We start from the raw sequence: 18,211 nt of genomic DNA on the forward strand, positions 1-18,211 counted from the left end.
CCTTCGGCCATCTGTCTGCAATCGGGTGAGGGGTGGGAATGCGTCGGCTTGTCGGTCTTGTCTTGTGTGTCGCGCTGGCCGGGTGCCAGTTGACCGCGCCGTTCAGGGGCGAGGGCGCGCCGCAGCCCGCGCCGGCGGCGGGGGTGACCGCTGCGCCCGGCGCGATTGCCGGCGCCCCGGTCACCGCCACCGCGATCGCCGCGCCGGGAACCGCCAAGCCCGCCACGACGGGCGCAACCGCCAAGCCTGCCCCCGCGGCGGCGCCTGTTGCGCCCCCCGTGGCATCGCCCGCGCAGGGCGCGCCGATCCCGCCGGGCACGATCAAGGCCCGGGGCACGCCACCCGCGCCGCCCGCCGCCGCCGCGACGGAGCCTGTGAAACCCGCCGATCCATCCGCCGGCGCCCCCGCCGATCCGGCCGCGCCCGAGGCCCCCAAATCCGCCGCGCAGCTGGCCTGCGAGGGGGATCGCGGCCAATGGCTCGACGCATCGGGCAAGGGGGTCAAGGCCTGCGTCTTTCGCACCCGAGACGGCGGCAAGGCCTGCAAGCGCGAGGGTGATTGCGATGGCGTCTGCCTTGCCCGGTCAATGACCTGTTCGCCCTACAAGCCGCTGTTTGGCTGCAATGACATCCTTCAGGCCGATGGCCGGCAGGTGACGCTATGTCTCGACTGATCATTGGCCTGCTTGTGCTGCTGGCGGCCTGCGGACGCCCGGCGCCCGAGACCCGGACGACCTGGCGCGATCGGGAAAAACCGATCTATTCCAATGCGGTGCTGGATCCGGCGGGGCTTGCCGGCGACTGGCGGCAGGTTGCGGCCTTTGCCGCCGCGCCTGGCGGTTGCGCGGCGGGCGCAGTGCGGATCGGCGCGCCGCAGGGCGGGGCGGTGCCGTTGATCGCCGATCTGTGCCTGGGCCGCACCCGGCAGCAGTTTCAGGGCCTGGCCGCGCTGCCGGCGCCGGGGCGGCTGGTGCCGCAGGCCGAAAACGCGCAGGGCATCACCCAGCCCTGGTGGATCCTCTGGGCCGATACCGACCTGCGCACGCTGGTCATCGGCACCCCGACGGGCGAGATGGGCTTCATCCTCAATCGTGGTGGTGCGCTGCCCGGCGACCGCCTGATCGCCGCGCGCGAGATCCTCGACTGGAATGGCTATGACCTGACCCGGCTTCAGCTGTTCTAGAGCCGGCGAAAGGTTGGCCGCGTGCCGGAATTGTCAAAGAACGGCACGCCGGGCTGTTCCCCGCCCGACAGGATCAGCGCCACCTCGGACAGCACGACCTCGGTGATGAAGGGCAGATCCAGCCGCCGCACCTCGGACAGCGCGATCCAGTGCAGATGCGAAAGCTCGTCCTCGGCGTCGGTGAAATCCTCGGGGTCGCCCTGAATGGCGGCGGCATCGGCCAGAAAGAACCGCGCGTCAAAGCGGCGCGGGCGGCCCGGCGGGGTGATGGCGCGAAAGATCAGCCGCAGCCCCGAGGCATCGGGCCGCAGCCCGCGCCGGGCAAAGCCCTCCCATCCCGGGGGCGGGTCGGGCCAGGCGCCGGGACGGCCAAGCGCCAGCCCGGTTTCCTCATGCACCTCGCGGATGGCGGCCACGGCTAGCGTCGCAGGTCCGGGCTGATCGGGCGCAAGCAGCGCCGTGCAGACGGCGGGCAGCGGTGCGGCCAGCGGCACGCCCGCATCGGCGGCATCGACCGCGCCGCCGGGAAAGACGTATTTCGACGGCATGAAGGCCGCCCCCGCGCCGCGCTGGCCCATCAGCACCTCGGGGCCATCGGCGCCCCGGCGGGTCAGGACGACGGTCGCGGCGGCCCGGATCGGCAGGTCAGTCGTCACGCCCGAACCCGTGCATCCGGCGCGACCATTGCAGCGCGATGAAGGCGCCCTTGACCCGCGGCAGCAGCCACAGCGTCAGCGCCACGGTAAAGACCGAAAAACCCGACAGCATGATCGCCGGATCGGGCCGCCAGGCCATGAAGGTCCAGAGCATCGCCGGCACCACCACATGCCCGACGATCAGGATGGTGATATAGGCCGGCCCGTCATCGGCGCGGTGATGGTGCAGCGCCTCGCCGCAGACGGGGCAGGTATCGCGCACCTTGAGATAGCCGCGCAGCATCGGCCCTTCGCCGCATTGCGGGCAGCAGCGCCGCCAGCCGCGCAGCAGGGCAGGCCAGATCGGCCGGTCATCCTCGTCGGAAAGGGTATTGGTGGTGGTCTGGCTCATCTGTCCCTCATCCGAGTCGCGGGCTGCGGGCCGACAATAGGCAAGCGGCGCGCGCAGGCAAAGGGCCAAGCGCAAAGATGCGCCGGAAAGCCGCAATTTACGGCGCGGGAAAAAACCGGCGACGGAATTGCCCGCACCCGCCGTTTGCACTTTGACGGCGACAGGCAGAGGTCGCCGCGACCTCTAGATCAGGAGACGACGATGCAGAAACGCACGATTGCCTTTTCGGTGGCTCTGGCGGCCATTCTGGCCGGGGGCCTCGGGTCTGCGGCCCTGGCCGATCGCGGCCGGGATGGCGGGCATGCGCGCATGATGATGGGCATGGCCGAAGGTCCGTTCGGCGGTCCGGGCTTTGACTTTGACGCGATGGATGCCAACAAGGATGGCAAGATCACGCCCGAGGAATTCAAGGTCAGCCGCGCCGAGCGGATGAAGACCGTGGATGCCGATGGCGACGGCAAGATCAGCGCCGATGAACTGGTCGCGATGCAGATGAAACGCGCCGAGGAACGCGCCCGCGCGATGTCGGCCGAGATGATGCAGGCGCTGGATGTCGATGGCGACGGGGCGGTGACGGTGACCGAGCTTTTGGCCGCGCCGGGCCCGGGCCTGAGCGGCAAGATGCTGCGCCGGCTGGATACCGATGGCGATGGCGCCGTGTCGAAGGCCGAGCTTGAGGCGGCGAAGACCCGGTTCGAGCAGATGCGCGCCGAGGGCGGCATGGGCGGCAAGCATGGCCGCCACGGGCATGGCCCTGGCGAAGGCCGCGGGCCGGCGGGCATGGAGGGCGCCCCGATGATGCCCCCGCCGGAGGCCCCGGCCAACTGATTGAACATGCCCCTGCCCGGGCTTGCCGGGCAGGGGCGCCGCGGGTAACGATCTTGCCGGATGACGATGCCGCTTGATGATCTCTCTGACCTTGGCGACGAGGTTCTGCTGGCGCGCTATGCGCAGGGCGACCGCATGGCGGCACGGGCGCTGGTCTTGCGACTGTCGCCGCGCGTGCTGGGCTATGCGGCGCGCCTGTTGGGGGACCGGGCCGAGGCCGAGGACGTCGCGCAGGAGGCGATGATGCGGCTCTGGCGCATCGCGCCCGACTGGCGCAGCGGCGAGGCGCAGGTGACAACCTGGCTTTACCGCGTGGTCACCAATCTGGTGACCGACCGCCAGCGCGCCCGCCGACGTCGCGCCACCAACGGGCTGGACGAGGCGCCGGAGGTGCCCGATGGCAGCCCGGGCGTCGTGACACGGCTGATCGAGGCCGACCGCATGGCGGCGCTGGACGCGGCGCTGGTGCAATTGCCCGACCGGCAGCGGCAGGCGGTGGTGCTGCGCCATATCGAGGGCCTGAGCAACCCCGAGATCGCCAGCGTGATGGAGATCGGGGTCGAGGCGGTGGAAAGCCTGACGGCGCGCGGCAAACGCGCCCTGGCGGCCCTGCTTTCGGGGCAGAAAGCCGCCCTGGGCTATGAGGATGAAGGGGCAGAGGCATGACAGACAGCCTTGGCCCGCAGTCAGGAGAAGCGAGATGACAATGCAGGATCTCGATGCGCTTCTGTCCGAGGCGCGTGCGACGGAAACCCGGCCCGCCCCCGACTTTCTGGCGCGCGTGCTGGAGGATGCCTATGCCGCGCAGCCGGTGACGGCGGCCGCGGACGCGGTGACGCGGCTCGGCGGGCGGTCCCTGCTGGCGCTGCTGGCCGGTTGGGTCGGCGGCTTTGGCGGCGCGGCCGCGGGGCTGGCCACGGCGACGCTGGCCGGGATCTGGCTGGGCTTTGCGCAGCCGGCGGCGCTGTCGGCCCCGGTGGCCAGCGTCTCGGCGGCCTTTGGGGCCGAAACGGCGGTGGATGATGTGGTGGAACTGATCCCCAGCCTGGATGGCTGGTTGGCGGAGGGGTGATCATGGCGAAACAGGCCGGGGCGCTGTCGCCCGAACAGCGGGCGCTGCGCTGGAAACGGGCGTTTCTGGCGCTGCTGGCGGTCAATCTTCTGTGCCTGGGTGTGGTCGGGGGCGCGATCCTGAAGGGCCCGCCCGAGGGGCGCGTGGTCCGCGATCCGGGCTTTGGCCCCTTTGCCGGCGCGCTGGACGAGGCCGACCGCAAGGCGCTGCGCCGCGCCTTTCTGGAGCGTGTGAACGGCGGCGAGGCGCTGCGCGCGGCGCTGAAGCAGGATATGGAGGCGGTGCTGGCGGCACTGCGGGCCGACCCGTTCCAGAGCGCGGCGCTGGACAGCGCGCTTGCCCAGCAAAGCCGCCGCCTGTCGGATCAGGTGGCGCTTGGCCAGACCCTGATGCGCGACCGGCTGGTCGCGATGACGGTGGCCGAACGGCGCGCCTTTGCCGACCGGCTGGAACAAAGCCTGGCGCGGCGCGGTCGCAAGGGCGGCCATGACGACAAGCGCTGATTTCACCGGGCGCCGGCGGCGGGTTCAGGCCGCGGTGTGATGCGAGATGACCTGATTGCGCCCGCCGGCCTTGGCCGTCAGCAGGGCGCGGTCGGCGCGATCGACCACCTGCGCGATATCCTCGGGCAGCTGTTCCTCGAAGGATGATACCGCCAGCCCGATGGACACGGTCAGCGACAGCCCGCGCCCGTCGGCCAGGCGGAACGGCGTTTCCTCCACCGCGCGGCACAGCCGTTCGGCGGTGCGCTGCGCCGAATTCATGCCGGCATCGGGCAGGGCGACCAGAAACTCCTCTCCACCGATGCGGGCGACCAGATCGGCGGGGCGCAGATTGTCGGTCAACCGCCGCGCCACCTCGATCAGCACGGCATCGCCCGCCGCATGGCCAAAACGGTCATTCACCGATTTGAAGCGGTCGAGGTCGATGGCCATGACGGCAAAGCTGCGCCCCTCGGCCCGGGCGCGTTCGGCGATGGCGGTCAGCCGTGGCTGGGCATAGCGGCGGTTATACAGCCCGGTCAGCGGGTCGATCAGCGCCAGGCGCAACCCGTCCTGCACCGAGGCGCGCAGCCGGTCGGCGCGGATCTTGTGACGCACCAGCCCTTGCAGCCGCAGCGCCAGTTCGCGCCCCGCGACCGGCTGGCCAAGCGCGAGGCTGGCGCCCATGTCATAGGCCATGGCCAGATCGGCCGGCGTGGCCTGGTCTTGCAGGACCACGATCGCGGCATGGCGCGTCCTTGTGCGCGAGCGCAGGTCCGACATCAGCCGCAAACCGCCATGCGTGCCGGCGCCGCCGCCCTCGATCACGAAAAGGTCGGGCAGCCCCGCATCATTGCCGGGCGCCTCGGTCAGCGCCTCGTCGGCGGTCAGCACGCAGATCCGGTCGCGCAACTGTCCGGCCAGGTCCTTGCGCCAGCGCAGCGCGGTTTCGGTGCGGTCAGCGATCAGGGCGATGCAGCCGGGGCGGTCAAACTCTGCCGGGCTTTCCGCAAGGCCAAGCGCATGCAGCGCGCCATCCTGCTGGCCCAGCTCGGCCAGGGCCTCATGCCTGCGCAGAAGATTGCGCAGACGTGCCAGCAACAGCCCGTCATCAATGGGTTTTTCCAGACAATCCTCGGCCCCCGCCTCCAACGCGGCAAGACGCGCCTCGGTGTTGCCGCCGGTGGTGACCATGACAACCGGGATCGCCCGCGTCGCAGGATGGGCGCGGAGCTGGCGCAGCACCTCGATGCCCGGCATGTCGGGCAGCGCCATGTTCAACAGCACCAGATCAGGCTGGCCTTCGCGGGCCAGCCGCAGCGCCGTTTCGCCATCGGCCGCCAGCAGGGGGTGATAGCAAGCCGCCCCGAGCTTGACCTTGAAGACGATGCGATTGGTCGCCACATCATCGACGATGAGAATCCTGCCCGCCATAACCCTGTCCATCGCGCCACTTGCTACCTTGACCGCCAGTTTTACCTCAACTGGTTAAGAAATGCTTTCCATTTGTTAACTCAACGGGCATCAAGCCCGCGGATCGAAGGGCTCAAACGGGGTTTTGCGACGATGCGGCAGGAATCCGCCGAGACATTGGCGCTTCAGGTGCTTGGATGGTTGCTGGGGCAGGACGAGCGGCTGGGGCAGTTCCTCGCTGCCTCGGGGGCTGCGCCGCAGGATCTGCCGCAACTGGCGGGGGATGCGGTCTTTCTGGGGGCGGTGCTGGATTTCCTGCTGACCGAGGATGGCATGGTGCTGGATTTCGCACAAAGCGCGGGAATTGCGCCGGAAATGCCGCTGATGGCGCGGGCGGCCCTACCCGGGGGCGCGGGGCCACACTGGACCTGAACACCAGCCCGGGGTGACGCGGGCGGGCCAATCCGGGTCGGGGATGGGCCACCGGCCGCGCGGCGGGCATGGCAGGATAGGACAGAAAAGGGCAGGGCGCATGATTCAGGGACTGATCTTCGACAAGGACGGCACGCTGTTCGATTTCCGGCGCAGCTGGGGCGGCTGGGCCAATCGAGTCTTGCAGGAACTGACGGCGGATCCGGCGTTGCAAGGCCGGCTGGCGGCGGCGATTGGCTATGACCCCGAGGCGCAGGATTTCCATCCCGAAAGCCCGGTGATCGCCGGCACCGCGCCCGAGGTGGCGGGCGCCATGCTGCCGCTGCTGCCGGGGCTGAGCGCGGCGCAGGTCATCGACCGGATCAATGCGGTGGCCGCCACCGCCCGCATGGCCGAGGCGGTGCCGCTGCGCCCGCTGTTCGAGGCACTGCGCGGGCGGGGGCTGGCGATCGGTCTTGCCACCAACGACACCGAGGCGCCGGCCGAGGCGCATCTGGCGGCGCATGATCTGCGCGATCTGTTCGATTTCGTCGCCGGTTACGATTCCGGCCATGGTTTCAAGCCCGGGCCGGGGCAGCTTCTGGCCTTTGCCCGCGCGAACGGCCTTCCGCCCGCGCATATCGCGATGGTGGGCGACAGCCTGCATGACCTGGAGGCCGCCCGCGCCGCCGGGATGCGACGGGTCGCGGTGTTGACCGGCATCGCCGGGCATGACGATCTGGCGCCCCATGCCGATGTCGTGCTGGAAGATATCGGCGCCTTGCCCGGCTGGTTGGATCAGCAATAGGCGTGGAGGGCGTATTGCGGCATGTTTGCGACATTTTGTGTCGCGAATATTGTCTGCATTACAATCCGCTTTGCGCCATGCTGCCGGAAAGCCCCGGTTGGTGCAAGGCCGCCGGCGCGTCATAGAAGGGGGCGCCCCATGGCCCGCGAGACCGACAGCCGCGACAGCGACACCCATGATCCGGCCACGCCCGAGCGCCGCCCGCGCGCCCGCCCTGCCGCGCAGGGCCTGCCGCAAAGCCCCTGGCAGCAGCCGCATCAGCCCGACGCCCCCGCACCGCTGACGCCCGAGCAGCAAGAGGCGATCCTGACCGCCGCGCTGACGCTGCTGGAGGAGACCGGCATCGACATGGGCAGCCCCGATCTCTGCCGGGCGCTGCGCGCCGCCGGGGTACGGGTCAGCGGCACCACGGTCCGCATGGGTGCCGATTTCGTGACCGAGATGCTGGCCCGCGCGCCTGGGCGCTTTACCATCACGCCGCGCAACCCTGACCGGGCGCTTCAGTTCGGCACCGGGCTGACCAGCTTTGGCCTTGTCTCTTCGGCCACGCATGTCTGGGATATCGAACGCGGCAAGCGGCTGGGCGACTGGGCCGCGTTTCGCGACATGATCCGGCTGGCGCAGCAGATGAACAGCCTGCATTTCATCGGCGGCTACCCGGTGGAGCCGGCCGATATCCCGCCCGCCGAACGGCATCTGCGCTGCATGGCCGAGGTGCTGCGGCTGAGCGACAAGGTCTGCCATGCCTATGCGCTGACCCCTGCCCAGGCCGAAGAGGCGATGGAGCTGGTGCGGCTGGCCGCCGGCCTGTCGCCGGCGGAATTCGCCGCCGCGCCGCGCATGTTCGCCAATATCAACCCGGTCACGCCGCTGCGCCAGGACGGGCAGGTGCTGGAGGCCGCGCTGCGCTTTGCCCGGCAAGGTCAACCGGTGATCGTCACCTCGTTCGTGGTGGCGGGGGTGAATGCCCCGGCGCGGGTCGGGGGCGCGGTGGTGCTGGCGCTGGCCGAGGCGCTGTCGGCCATTGCGCTGCTGCAATTCCTGGCGCCGGGCACGCCGGTCATGCTGGGGGCACTGATGCCCATGGCCGATGGGGCCAGCGGGGCGCCGGTCTATGCCGGGCCGGAAACCGCGCTGGCGCTGCGGATGATGGGGCAGATGGCGCGGCGGCTGGGGCTGCCCTTCCGCGCCTCGGGCGGCTGCACCGCCGCCATTCCCGACGGGCAGGGCATGTGGGAAACCGCGCGTGCGCTGTCGGGGGCGGAACAGGCCGGGGCGGCCATGATCTATCACGCCGCCGGCTGGCTGGAGGGCGGGCTGACCGCCAGCCCCGACAAGCTGTTGATGGATTGCGAGATCCTGCAACAGATGGCCCGGGCATCTGCGCCGGATCTGGCGGCGATCACGCCCGAGGATCTGGATCCGGCCAGCATCGCCCGGGGCTGCGCGCAGGGCTTTGCCCGTCAGGGCAATGCAGCCCCGCTGCGCGGATTTCTCAGCGATCTGCGGTCCTACGAGGCCTGGGAGCTGGATGGCGCGCTCTGGACGTCCGAGCGCGCGCATCGTCTGGCCTCACGTCTGCTGGAGGGGGCCGAAGACCCCGCCCTCGATCATGCGGCGGCCGAGGCGCTCGACGCATTCGTCGCCGCGCGCCTCGCGGGTTGACCGGTCAGGCGGTCGCCTTGGCCAGCGCCTGATCCAGATCGGCGATGATGTCGGCGGCGTCCTCGATCCCGATCGAGATGCGCACGACATTCGGCGCGGCCCCGGCGCGAACCTGCGCCGCCTCGTCCAACTGGCGATGCGTGGTCGAGGCCGGGTGAATGATGAGCGAGCGCGTATCGCCGAGATTGGCGACATGGCTGAACAGGGTCAGACTGTCCACCAGCTTGACGCAGGCCTCATAGCCGCCCTTCACCGCCACGGTGAACAGGGCGCCCGCGCCCTTGGGCACGATACGCCCGGCAACGCCATGATAAGGCGAGGATTTCAGACCCGCCCAGGTCACGCCCTCGACCCGCGGGTCGGCCTCCAGCCATTCCGCCACGGTCTTGGCGTTCTGCACATGGCGCGCCATGCGCAGGCCCAGCGTCTCGATCCCCATCAGGGTGTAATGCGCGCCTTGCGGGTTCATGGTCATGCCCAGATCGCGCAGCCCCACGGCGATGGAGTGGAAGGTAAAGGCCATCGGCCCGAGCGCCGCGTGGAAGTTCAGCCCGTGATAGGCCGGCTCCGGTGCGGCCAGCGAGGGGAACTTGCCCGAGGCCGACCAGTCGAACTTGCCCGAATCGACGACGATCCCGCCGGTGACGGTGCCATTGCCGGTCAGGTATTTGGTGGCCGAATGCACGACCAGCGTGGCGCCAAAGTCGATGGGCCGGCACAGCCAGGGCGACGCGGTCGTGTTGTCCACGATCAGCGGCAGGCCGACATCGGCGGCCAGCTTGCCCAGCATCGCCAGATCGCTGACCACGCCGCCCGGATTGGCGATGGTTTCGCAAAAGATGGCGCGGGTATTGTCGTCGATCGCGGCGCGGATCGCGGCCTCGTCATCGAAATCGACGAACTTCGCCGACCAGCCGAATTTGCGGATCGTGTTGGAAAACTGCTGGATCGTGCCGCCATACAGCCGGGTCGCCGCGACGATGTTGCAGCCCGGCTGCATCAGCGGGAACAGCGCCATCAACTGCGCCGCATGGCCCGAGGAACAGCAGACCGCGCCCGCGCCGCCCTCAAGCGCCGCCACGCGGTCGCCCAGGGCCGCGACGGTGGGGTTGGTCAGGCGCGAATAGATATAGCCCACCTCTTGCAGGTTGAAGAGCCGCGCCGCGTGATCGGCATCGCGGAACACATAGGCGGTGGTCTGGTAGATCGGCACCTGACGGGCGCCGGTCGCGGGGTCGGGCTTGGCGCCGGCGTGAATGGCCAGCGTGTCAAAGCCAAGGGGGCGATCGGTCATAGCGGTATCCTCCGTTGCTGGCGCGAGGGTAGGCGCAGCCTTGCGCGCAGGCAATGGGGCAGGCGCGGCGGCCTGCCCGGAAAACGCGCCAGAGAAGGGGCGGATCAGAAGATCAGGATATCCTGCGCCGTCAGTTGCGTGCCGGGGGCAAAGGTCGCCAGCAAGACCGCCGCCGCCGCCCCCGTGCCATCGGCGTCGAACCACAGCGTCGCATCGGTGCTGCGAAACACGAAACGGTCGCTAGCATCCTGGGCAAGCCCGGTCGTGCCGCTGCTGAAGGCCGCCGCCGCCAGCGCGCCGGCGGGCAGGCCCGCGATGGCCTGCGACACCATGACCCGGTCGGGGCCCCGCCCGAAATCGACGATCACATCGCCCGCATCGGCCAGATCGCGGAACACGAAACGGTCAGGCGCGTTGCCGCCGATCAGCGTATCGGCACCGGCGCCGCCCTCCAGCCAGTCGCGGCCATTGCCGCCCAGCAGGCGGTCCGCATCCGCCCCGCCCAGCAGGCGGTCGCTGCCATTGCCGCCCAGCAGGCTGTCGGCGCCCGCCCCGCCGGTCAGCCGGTCATTGCCATTGCCGCCCAGCAGGGTATCGGCGCCATCGCCGCCCTCCAGCTGGTTGGCGCGGGCATTGCCGGTCAGCTGGTCATCCTGACCCGAACCCCGGATCCCCTCGAAATTGCGATAGACATCGCCAGCCGCGTCCCCGCTGGCCAGCCCGCCCCGCAGGAGCGAGACCACCACCGCCGCGCCGTCCGAGAAATCGAGCCAGTCAAAGCCGCTGCCGCCGTCAAACCGTTCGGCCTGTGCGCCGGGCATGAAGGTGTCGCTGCCGCCTTCGCCGCGCGCCCAGCCGTCGATCCAGCCGCCGCGATTGTCCAGCGTATCGGCGCCGCCGCCCAGCAGCACATGGCCGGTGATCAGGCCGCGATTGACCACCGCATCGACGCCGCGCGCGGTGTCCAGCCCGTCATAGGCCGCGGTGCCACCCCAGAGAAAGCCGGCATTGTAGAAATCGACCCGCGCGGAATCGCGGGCGCCATGGCGCACGATGCCGATATCGCCGCCGCCGATGCGGTAATGGTTTTCCAGAAAGACATGGTCGGCCGCGCCGCTGCGCAGCCCGATGCCATAGGCGCTGCCCATGATCTCGCCCCGGTTGGCCAGATCGGCCGATCCGCGCAGCATCACCGCCATGAAGCTGCCCAGCACATTGCCTTCGGCAAAAACCTCAAGCCGGTTGCCGCTGCTTTGCGCGTCGGTGCCCAGTTCGATGCCGAATGTGGTGCCCGACACCTCGCCCGCGACGCGCAGCAGATGGCCGTTGCCCGCCGCCGTCACCGCGCTGCCCGACAGCGAGGTGATGGTGATCGCGCGCGGCACCAGCAGATCCTCGGCCGGGTCCAGCCGGATCTGGACACCGCGCCCCTCAAGATCGGTGGTAGGGACATACAAAGACATCGTGGCCTCGTTACCTGACAAGCGCCGCCACCATAACGGGCTTTGCGCCGGCTTGCACCCCTTTCCGACGGCAGGTCAGGCCCGGTCGTCCTTGGGGCTGCCCATCACGACATAGGTGGTCAGCCGGTCCACCTGCGGCAACGCGCCGAGGATTTCGGTATGGAAATGCTTGTAGGCGGCCAGATCCGCGGCCTCGACCCGCAGCAGATATTCGACCGTGCCGGTGATGTTATGGCATTCGCGCACCTGCGGCGCCCGGGCGACGGCGCGTTCAAACGCCTCTTGCGCGGCCTTGGTATGCTGGTTCAGCCCGACGGTGACATAGGCGGTAAAGGTGATGCCGATGCGGGCGGGGTCGATCACCGCGCGATAGCCCTTGATGATGCCCTGCCGCTCCAGCTCTTGCACGCGGCGCAGGCAGGCCGAGGGCGACAGGCCCACCCGTGCCGCCAGTTCCAGATTAGGGATGCGCCCCTCGGCGGTCAGGGTGCGCAATATCTTTTGGTCGATCAGGTCCATGATGCGCAATAGTTGCATGATGTGAGCATTTGTTGCAATCAAAACAACCCGCCGGCGTGGCAAAGCCGCCAGAATGCGGCGCATGGAACAGAATGTCTTTCTTGCCCTTCTGGGCTTTGCCTTCGTCACCTCGGTCACGCCGGGGCCCAATAACCTGATGCTCATGGCCTCGGGCGCCAATTTCGGCTTTCGCCGCACCCTGCCGCATATGCTGGGCATTTCGCTGGGTTTCGGCGTGATGTGCTTTGCCATGGGGTTGGGGGTGGCCGGGGCCATGCTGGCGTTGCCGGCGACGGGAATGGTGCTGAAGCTGGTCTCGGTGCTGTATATGCTGTGGCTCGCGGCCCGCATTGCCCGGGCCGCGCCACCCGATGCCGCCGCCGCACCCGGGCGACCGATGACCTTTCTGCAAGCGGCGGCCTTTCAATGGGTGAACCCGAAGGCCTGGACCATGGCGCTTGGCGCCATCGCGCTTTATGCCGCCGATCGCAGCCTGATGGCGCTGATCTGGGTCGCGGTGGTGTTCAGCCTGGTGAACCTGCCCACGGTCAGCCTCTGGGCGCTGATGGGGCAGGGGATGCGGCGCTGGCTGGACCGGCCGTCCCGCCTGCGCGCCTTCAACTGGACCATGGCGGCGCTGCTGGTCCTGTCGCTGCTGCCGGTGCTGCGGATGTGATCAGCGGAACCAGCAGCCTCCTTTCTTGAGCGTGTTGCGGATCACCTGTTCGCGCCGGGGCAGGGCAGCGCGGTCGAACAGCGCGCGCGCCTTGCGGCCCTTGGGCTGATAGACCAGCCGCTTGAAGGCCTCGCTCTCCTTCAGCACCCGTTTGATCGCCTGGGGGGCGCAGGCGGCCTCCAGCGCCGCGACCGCGCGGTCGCTTTCGCGGGCATAAAGCAGGCTGAGGCTGCGGTAATGGCAGGTCACATCGCCATCCAGCCCCGCCAGTTCCGGCCCCGGCCGCCCGCCGTCAAAGGAATGGATCACCAGCGGCAAGGCGATCTGGTCCAGCCAGGGATCGAAGCTCTGGCAGGCCAGTTCCGGCGGGGCGTTCCAGCGGATGTCGCGGGCATAAAGCAGGAACCGCTCGCCAAAGGCGCGGGGGCTTTCGTGAAAGAACCAGCCGGCGTTGAAGTAAAGATAACGCTGCCAATATTCGTCGGGCTTGCCGAGATCGAGCGAACTGGCGAAATCCAGCCCGTAACGATCGTAAAGCGATTTCCAGATCTGGCTGTAGCCGGGGCCGTAAAGCTCGATCTCGGGCCAGGTGCCTTCGCGTTTCATCGAGGCCGAGGGGCGGGTGAAATCAAAGCCCACCGAGTTGAAATCGCCGCAGATCAGCGTGTCGGTATCCAGAAACAGGAAAGGGGCGTCAGGCAGCGCGGTCAGCGCCTCGATCTTGTTGCCATAGGGGTAGCTTTCGCCGAACACCCGGTTCTCGAAGGGCAGGAAGACCGCGCCCAGATCGGCCAGCAGCGCCCGCACCGCCGGGTCTGTCACGCGCGGATCGGCGGACCAGCGCGGCCCGGGCTGCGGTTCGGCCAGATAGAGCGTGCCGGCGAAATCGGGGTTGGTCTGGCGCAGCGAGGCTGCCAGCAGAACCGCCTCATATTGCAGCCGCCCGCCCTGCACGACGGCCAGAATGTTGAACGCCTGCCGGGGCGCTTGCGCCGGGGCGGATACCTTTGACATGATGGAACGGCCTGCCTTCTTGCTTTTCCCCAGATTACAGGGGGGGGCGGCCGGCGTCAAAACCTTCGTTCCGAAAGGAATTTCAGGATGTTGCGCTTCCTTCTTCCACTTTGCCTTGTGGCGGCGCCTGCCTTTGCCCAGTCCTTTACCACGGCCGCCGAGGTCAAGCCGATCTTGCAGGCAACCCGCGCCAACTGGATCGCGGTGCGGGAATATGATGGCAAGGATCTGGTCTATTTCACCCATCTGGAAAGCTGGCGCTGCGGGCTGGACCGGGTGGTGTTCGCCATCAATGGCGGCGCGCTGAGCGATTGGCCGCTGCCCCCCTGCGCCGAGGGCACCGCCCAGCCCAATGCCATTCCCGCCGATCATCTGCCCTTCATCGAACAGCCGCTGGGCCAGGTGCAGCGGGTGGATGTGATGGTGGTCTATGACGATGGCAGCGCCGACAGCGCCAGCTTTGACCGCGCCGCCGTGCTGATGCCCTGACCGCGCGGCGCCGCCGTGCAAACGCCTGACTGCGCGGCGGCGCCGTGCAGATGGCCTAGCCGCGCGGGGTGAAGCGCAGGCTCAGGCAGGACATGCCGCCATCCAGCTTGGCGCATTCGCTGTTGCCGATCTCGCGGAGGTCAAAGCCCGCGGCCAGCAGCCGGTCGCGGGTGCGCGGGAACCCCGCGGGCATCAGCACCAGATCGTTGAAGCGGATGGTGTTCGCCGCCGCCTCCTCGCCCTCGGCCACGTCGATCACGCGGTAACTGGCGAAACAGCCCGAGGCCGAAAGCCGCGGGGTGGACAGGATGGTTTCGGCATCCAGCAGCGAACAATCGGTCTTGAAATGCAGAACGCCGGGGGGCGTATGCACCTCGCGCACCACCTCGCCCCAATCGGCGGTCAGCCGCGCGAGTTCGGCAATGCCGGCCGCATTGGTGCGGGCCGACCGGCCGACAAGGATCTCGGTCTCGGTCATCAGGATGTCGCCGCCCTCGATGAAACTGTCCGCGCCCGTGATCCGCCGCACCTCGCCATAAAGCGTCTCCAGATGCGGTGCCATCTCGGCGGCTTCGCCCAGCCGGCTGGGCGCGCCGGGGCGCATGACGATGGCGCCCGCCGGCAGGCAGAGCGCGGTATCCTCGACAAAGACCGAATCCGGGTAGGCGGGCAGGGCGTCCAGCTCGACCACGGTGGCGCCGGTGCTGCGCAGGGTGGCGATGTAATCGGCATGATGCGCCTGCATCCGCGCCAGATCGGGCGCGCCGGTATCCACCGCCCGCAGCCCTTCGGTGATCGAGCGCGCGGGCTTGCGGGTGATGGCATGGCTGAAACGGAACGAACGGTCGGTCATGGGGCCCCTCCTGCTGCGCCTGTGGTAGCGCAAAACGGGGCCGCCGCACAGGCCACATGCGACATCAGCGGTCGCTGCGCGCACTTGCGCAAAATTTCCGGCAATTTCAGAAGGATGGTGGGCGACCCTGGAATCGAACCAGGCACGAGTCGCCTCGGCGGAGTTACAGTCCGCTGCCGCACCTTGCAGCACGTCGCCCACTGGCGGGGGATTTAGCCGGGGGCGGCGGGGGCGTCAAGGGTGAAATGTCAGGATTTTCACTTGCACCGCCCCCGCGCCCCGGCGCATTGTCCGCGCCACGTCAAAAGGGATGATGCGATGAGCGGCGGCGCCAAGAAACCGGCCTGGGTGATCGACAAGGAACGCGCGCGGCGCGCCTCGGAAAAGGAAACCGTCTGGCTGTTCGGCCTGCATGCCGTGCGTGATGCCCTGATGAACCCCGCGCGTGAAAAGCTGCGCCTGGTGCTGACCAAGAACGCCTGGGACAAGCTGGCCGATGCCGTGGAACATGCCGGGATCGAGCCCGAAATCGCCGATCCGCGCAAGTTCAATGTGCCGATCGACGAAGGTTCGGTGCATCAGGGCGCCGCGCTGGAGGTCAAGCCGCTGAACTGGGGGCGGCTCGCCGATGTCGCCATTTCGGGGCAGGGGGCGCCGCTGGTCGTGCTGCTCGACCGGGTGACGGATCCGCATAATGTGGGCGCGGTCCTGCGCTCGGCCGAGGTGTTCGGCGCCCGTGCGGTGATCGCGCCGCGTCACCATTCGGCCCCCGAAACCGGCGCGCTGGCGAAAACCGCCAGCGGCGCGCTGGAGCGGCAGCCCTATCTGCGCGTGACCAACCTGGCCGAGGCGATGGAGGAGCTGCGCGAGATGGGCTATATCCTGCTGGGCCTCGATGGCGAGGCGGAGCAGACCGTGGCCGAGGCGGTGGCCGCCGCCGGCACCCGCCCGATCGGGCTGGTGATGGGCGCCGAAGGCCCCGGCCTGCGCGAGAAAACCCGCGAGACCTGCGACCATCTGGTGCGCATCCCGTTCAGCGGCGGTTTCGGGTCGCTCAATGTCTCCAACGCGGCAGCGGTGGCGCTTTACGCGGTCAGCCAGCGGTGAGGTCACAAGATCGCGACCGGGCTTTAACCGTTCCGAAAGATTCCCATATCACAGTAACGGAGAGCGGGTCTGGAACCCCCGTCCCTTCCCTTTACTGTCCCTCGTTCCACACCTTGCGCCCGTGGCCCGTTCGCCCGGGCGCTTTTTTATCGGGCGCAGGCTGGTCATGACGCAGGATATCGACACGAAAATTCGCCGCATTCTGGGCGCGGCGCGGGTGATTGCGGTGGTGGGCTGGTCGCCGAACCCCGATCGCCCCAGCCACCGCGTTGCGGCCTTTCTCAAATCGCGCGGCTATCGGGTGATCCCGGTCAATCCCGGCGTGGCGGGGCAAAGCGCCCTGGGCGAAACCGTGCGTGCCACGCTGGCCGATATCGACGCGCCGGTCGATCTGGTCGATATCTTTCGCCGATCCGAGGATGTGCCGCCGGTGGTGGAACAGGCGCTGCGCCTGCCGGGGGTGAAGGCGGTCTGGATGCAACTGGGCATCCGCAATGCCGAGGCCGCGCGCCTGGCCGAAGCGGCCGGGGTCGAGGTGATCGAGGATCGCTGCCCCGCGATCGAGATCCCGCGGCTCGGTCTCTGACCTGCCATGCGGCGCGCGCCTTGCGGCGCGCAAGCCTTTCCTCTCGCCCCCTGCCTGCGGCAGGAGGCTCGGGTTTTTTTGAGTATTTGGGCAAGAAGCAAAACAGACCGGGGCGCGCCGTTTGGCCGCCCCGCCTTGCGTTCTGGTCTTGCTCCTTGTGCAAATACTCAGGCAAGGTCGGGGGCCCACGATGCGCCTGGGTCAGCCGCGCGCGGCCTTTTCGGCGATGCCGGAGATGCCTTCGCGGCGGGCCAGTTCGGCCTCGACCTCGGCCAGGGTCACGTCGCGGGCAGCGAGCATGACGAGCAGGTGATAGAGCACATCGGCGGCTTCCGAGGTCAGGCGGGCGCGGTCGCCCTTCACCGCCTCGATGATGGCCTCGACCGCCTCCTCGCCGAATTTTTCGGCGCATTTCTCGGGGCCTTTGGCCAGCAATTTGGCGGTCCAGGAACTGTCGGGATCGGCGCCCTTGCGGGCGGCGATGGTGGCGGCGAGGGTGGAAAGCGTGGTCATGCCAGTCTCACGGGGATGCCGGCCGCGGCCATATGGGCCTTGGCCTCGCCGATGGTGAAGGTGCCGAAATGGAAGATCGAGGCGGCCAGCACGGCGCTGGCGCCGCCTTCAGTCACGCCTTCGACCAGGTGGTCGAGCGTGCCGACCCCGCCGCTTGCGATGACAGGGATCGACACCGCGTCAGAGATGGCGCGGGTGAGCGGCAGGTTGTAGCCGCCCTTGGTCCCGTCGCGATCCATGGAGGTGAGCAGGATTTCGCCCGCGCCCTTTGCCGCCACGGTGCGGGCGAATGCCACCGCGTCGATGCCGGTGGGTTTGCGCCCGCCATGGGTAAAGATTTCCCAGCGGCCGGGTTCCACGGTCTTCGCGTCGATCGCCACCACGATGCATTGGCTGCCAAAGCGGTCGGCGGCCTCGGCCACGACATCGGGGTTGGCGACGGCGGCGGAATTGAAGCTGACCTTGTCGGCCCCGGCCAGCAGCAGCGCCCGCACATCGTGATGCGTGCGCACGCCGCCGCCCACGGTCAGCGGCATGAAGCATTGTTCGGCGGTGCGGGTGACCAGATCGAACATGGTGCCACGGTTTTCATGCGTGGCGTGGATGTCGAGAAAACACAGTTCGTCCGCGCCGGCCGCGTCATAGGCGCGGGCGGCCTCTACCGGGTCGCCGGCGTCGATCAGGTTGACGAAGTTGACGCCCTTGACCACGCGGCCATCGGCCACGTCGAGGCAGGGGATGATGCGGGTTTTCAGCATGGCTGGTCCTGTCGCTTGCCGGCCCCTTCT

At 68.8% G+C, this 18,211-nt stretch carries 23 protein-coding genes and 1 tRNA gene; 13 read left to right on the top strand and 11 right to left on the bottom strand.

Translation table 11 applies throughout. The features are described from left to right. Positions 1–38 precede the first annotated feature (38 nt). Together FOA17_RS05655 and FOA17_RS05660 are read left to right on the top strand one after the other, a co-directional pair. Positions 39–674, top strand: a complete 636-nt coding sequence (locus FOA17_RS05655; RefSeq protein ID WP_149140480.1) for a hypothetical protein — start codon at positions 39–41, stop codon at positions 672–674. After that, positions 662–1,183: a lipocalin family protein gene (locus tag FOA17_RS05660; RefSeq protein WP_149140481.1), complete on the top strand. Its 522-nt coding sequence runs from the start codon at positions 662–664 to the stop codon at positions 1,181–1,183. Before FOA17_RS05655 ends, FOA17_RS05660 begins: the two co-directional genes overlap by 13 nt. Here the strand turns inward: FOA17_RS05660 and FOA17_RS05665 are convergent. After that, entirely contained in the window at positions 1,180–1,839 is a 660-nt protein-coding gene (locus tag FOA17_RS05665; RefSeq protein ID WP_149140482.1) for an NUDIX hydrolase, read from the bottom strand. The genes FOA17_RS05660 and FOA17_RS05665 overlap by 4 nt on opposite strands. Continuing rightward, positions 1,829–2,230: a DUF983 domain-containing protein gene (locus tag FOA17_RS05670; RefSeq protein ID WP_149140483.1), complete on the bottom strand. Its 402-nt coding sequence runs from the start codon at positions 2,228–2,230 to the stop codon at positions 1,829–1,831. Before FOA17_RS05670 ends, FOA17_RS05665 begins: the two co-directional genes overlap by 11 nt. A gap of 201 nt (positions 2,231–2,431) precedes the next feature. On the opposite strand from FOA17_RS05670, the gene FOA17_RS05675 reads away from it, so the two are divergent. From FOA17_RS05675 to FOA17_RS05690, 4 genes are read left to right on the top strand one after another with little or no spacing between them, the layout of a single operon-like run. Continuing rightward, entirely contained in the window at positions 2,432–3,058 is a 627-nt protein-coding gene (locus FOA17_RS05675; protein ID WP_149140484.1) for an EF-hand domain-containing protein, read from the top strand. Positions 3,059–3,118: 60 nt separating this feature from the next. After that, the gene (locus tag FOA17_RS05680; RefSeq protein ID WP_149140485.1) at positions 3,119–3,724 is read left to right on the top strand and encodes an RNA polymerase sigma factor; all 606 of its coding nucleotides are present in this window, start codon (positions 3,119–3,121) and stop codon (positions 3,722–3,724) included. Between the two features lie 34 nt (positions 3,725–3,758). Continuing rightward, on the top strand, positions 3,759–4,130 hold the full coding sequence (locus tag FOA17_RS05685) for a dihydroorotate dehydrogenase (RefSeq protein ID WP_149140486.1): 372 nt from the start codon (positions 3,759–3,761) through the stop codon (positions 4,128–4,130). Positions 4,131–4,132: 2 nt separating this feature from the next. Then, positions 4,133–4,633, top strand: a complete 501-nt coding sequence (locus FOA17_RS05690; RefSeq protein WP_149140487.1) for a periplasmic heavy metal sensor — start codon at positions 4,133–4,135, stop codon at positions 4,631–4,633. Between the two features lie 24 nt (positions 4,634–4,657). Here the strand turns inward: FOA17_RS05690 and FOA17_RS05695 are convergent, their stop codons facing one another. Continuing rightward, entirely contained in the window at positions 4,658–6,046 is a 1,389-nt protein-coding gene (locus tag FOA17_RS05695; RefSeq protein WP_149140488.1) for a diguanylate cyclase, read from the bottom strand. A 132-nt stretch (positions 6,047–6,178) separates the two neighbouring features. Between FOA17_RS05695 and FOA17_RS05700 the strand changes: the two genes are divergently transcribed. From FOA17_RS05700 to FOA17_RS05710, 3 genes are all read left to right on the top strand, one after another. Further along, positions 6,179–6,457, top strand: a complete 279-nt coding sequence (locus FOA17_RS05700) for a DUF3572 domain-containing protein (RefSeq protein ID WP_149140489.1) — start codon at positions 6,179–6,181, stop codon at positions 6,455–6,457. 100 nt (positions 6,458–6,557) lie between these two features. After that, positions 6,558–7,244, top strand: a complete 687-nt coding sequence (locus FOA17_RS05705) for an HAD family hydrolase (RefSeq protein ID WP_149140490.1) — start codon at positions 6,558–6,560, stop codon at positions 7,242–7,244. A 138-nt stretch (positions 7,245–7,382) separates the two neighbouring features. Beyond that, positions 7,383–8,909, top strand: coding sequence for a trimethylamine methyltransferase family protein (locus FOA17_RS05710; RefSeq protein WP_162528175.1), 1,527 nt, complete (start codon positions 7,383–7,385; stop codon positions 8,907–8,909). Positions 8,910–8,913: 4 nt separating this feature from the next. Here FOA17_RS05710 and FOA17_RS05715 read toward each other — a convergent pair whose 3' ends face one another. The 3 genes from FOA17_RS05715 to FOA17_RS05725 form a co-directional block, all read right to left on the bottom strand. Continuing rightward, positions 8,914–10,203, bottom strand: a complete 1,290-nt coding sequence (locus FOA17_RS05715) for an O-acetylhomoserine aminocarboxypropyltransferase/cysteine synthase family protein (protein ID WP_149140492.1) — start codon at positions 10,201–10,203, stop codon at positions 8,914–8,916. A gap of 104 nt (positions 10,204–10,307) precedes the next feature. Beyond that, a complete protein-coding gene (locus FOA17_RS05720; protein ID WP_149140493.1) occupies positions 10,308–11,666 on the bottom strand; it encodes a calcium-binding protein in 1,359 nt (452 codons plus the stop codon). A gap of 75 nt (positions 11,667–11,741) precedes the next feature. Then, positions 11,742–12,185, bottom strand: a complete 444-nt coding sequence (locus FOA17_RS05725) for an Lrp/AsnC family transcriptional regulator (RefSeq protein WP_149140494.1) — start codon at positions 12,183–12,185, stop codon at positions 11,742–11,744. An 82-nt stretch (positions 12,186–12,267) separates the two neighbouring features. Between FOA17_RS05725 and FOA17_RS05730 the strand changes: the two genes are divergently transcribed. Continuing rightward, positions 12,268–12,861 carry a LysE family translocator gene (locus FOA17_RS05730; protein ID WP_149140495.1) on the top strand — a complete coding sequence of 198 codons (594 nt, stop codon included), beginning with the start codon at positions 12,268–12,270 and terminating at the stop codon, positions 12,859–12,861. On the opposite strand, the gene FOA17_RS05735 is transcribed toward FOA17_RS05730, so the two are convergent. Then, complete coding sequence (locus FOA17_RS05735) at positions 12,862–13,875, bottom strand: hypothetical protein (RefSeq protein ID WP_149140496.1); 1,014 nt, start codon at positions 13,873–13,875, stop codon at positions 12,862–12,864. It abuts the gene before it with no gap. An 87-nt stretch (positions 13,876–13,962) separates the two neighbouring features. Here FOA17_RS05735 and FOA17_RS05740 point away from each other — a divergent pair, with 87 nt between their 5' ends. After that, complete coding sequence (locus FOA17_RS05740; protein WP_149140497.1) at positions 13,963–14,364, top strand: hypothetical protein; 402 nt, start codon at positions 13,963–13,965, stop codon at positions 14,362–14,364. 55 nt (positions 14,365–14,419) lie between these two features. Here the strand turns inward: FOA17_RS05740 and FOA17_RS05745 are convergent, their stop codons facing one another. Together FOA17_RS05745 and FOA17_RS05750 are read right to left on the bottom strand one after the other, a co-directional pair. Further along, positions 14,420–15,217 (bottom strand): dimethylarginine dimethylaminohydrolase family protein, encoded by a 798-nt coding sequence (locus tag FOA17_RS05745; RefSeq protein ID WP_149140498.1) that lies wholly within the window; start codon positions 15,215–15,217, stop codon positions 14,420–14,422. Between the two features lie 115 nt (positions 15,218–15,332). Beyond that, positions 15,333–15,416 (bottom strand) — tRNA-Tyr (locus FOA17_RS05750). A gap of 119 nt (positions 15,417–15,535) precedes the next feature. Here FOA17_RS05750 and rlmB point away from each other — a divergent pair. Both rlmB and FOA17_RS05760 read left to right on the top strand, forming a co-directional pair. After that, positions 15,536–16,324 carry a 23S rRNA (guanosine(2251)-2'-O)-methyltransferase RlmB gene (gene rlmB, locus FOA17_RS05755; RefSeq protein ID WP_149140499.1) on the top strand — a complete coding sequence of 263 codons (789 nt, stop codon included), beginning with the start codon at positions 15,536–15,538 and terminating at the stop codon, positions 16,322–16,324. Between the two features lie 166 nt (positions 16,325–16,490). After that, positions 16,491–16,910 (top strand): CoA-binding protein, encoded by a 420-nt coding sequence (locus tag FOA17_RS05760; protein ID WP_149140652.1) that lies wholly within the window; start codon positions 16,491–16,493, stop codon positions 16,908–16,910. A 201-nt stretch (positions 16,911–17,111) separates the two neighbouring features. Here FOA17_RS05760 and FOA17_RS05765 read toward each other — a convergent pair whose 3' ends face one another. Beyond that, positions 17,112–17,423 (bottom strand): phosphoribosyl-ATP diphosphatase, encoded by a 312-nt coding sequence (locus tag FOA17_RS05765; protein ID WP_149140500.1) that lies wholly within the window; start codon positions 17,421–17,423, stop codon positions 17,112–17,114. Continuing rightward, a complete protein-coding gene (gene hisF / locus FOA17_RS05770) occupies positions 17,420–18,181 on the bottom strand; it encodes an imidazole glycerol phosphate synthase subunit HisF (RefSeq protein ID WP_149140501.1) in 762 nt (253 codons plus the stop codon). Before hisF ends, FOA17_RS05765 begins: the two co-directional genes overlap by 4 nt. Positions 18,182–18,211: the final 30 nt, after the last annotated feature.

The sequence above is a fragment of the Gemmobacter caeruleus genome, from assembly GCF_008271655.1.
GTDB classification, from domain to species: Bacteria; Pseudomonadota; Alphaproteobacteria; order Rhodobacterales; family Rhodobacteraceae; genus Gemmobacter; species Gemmobacter caeruleus.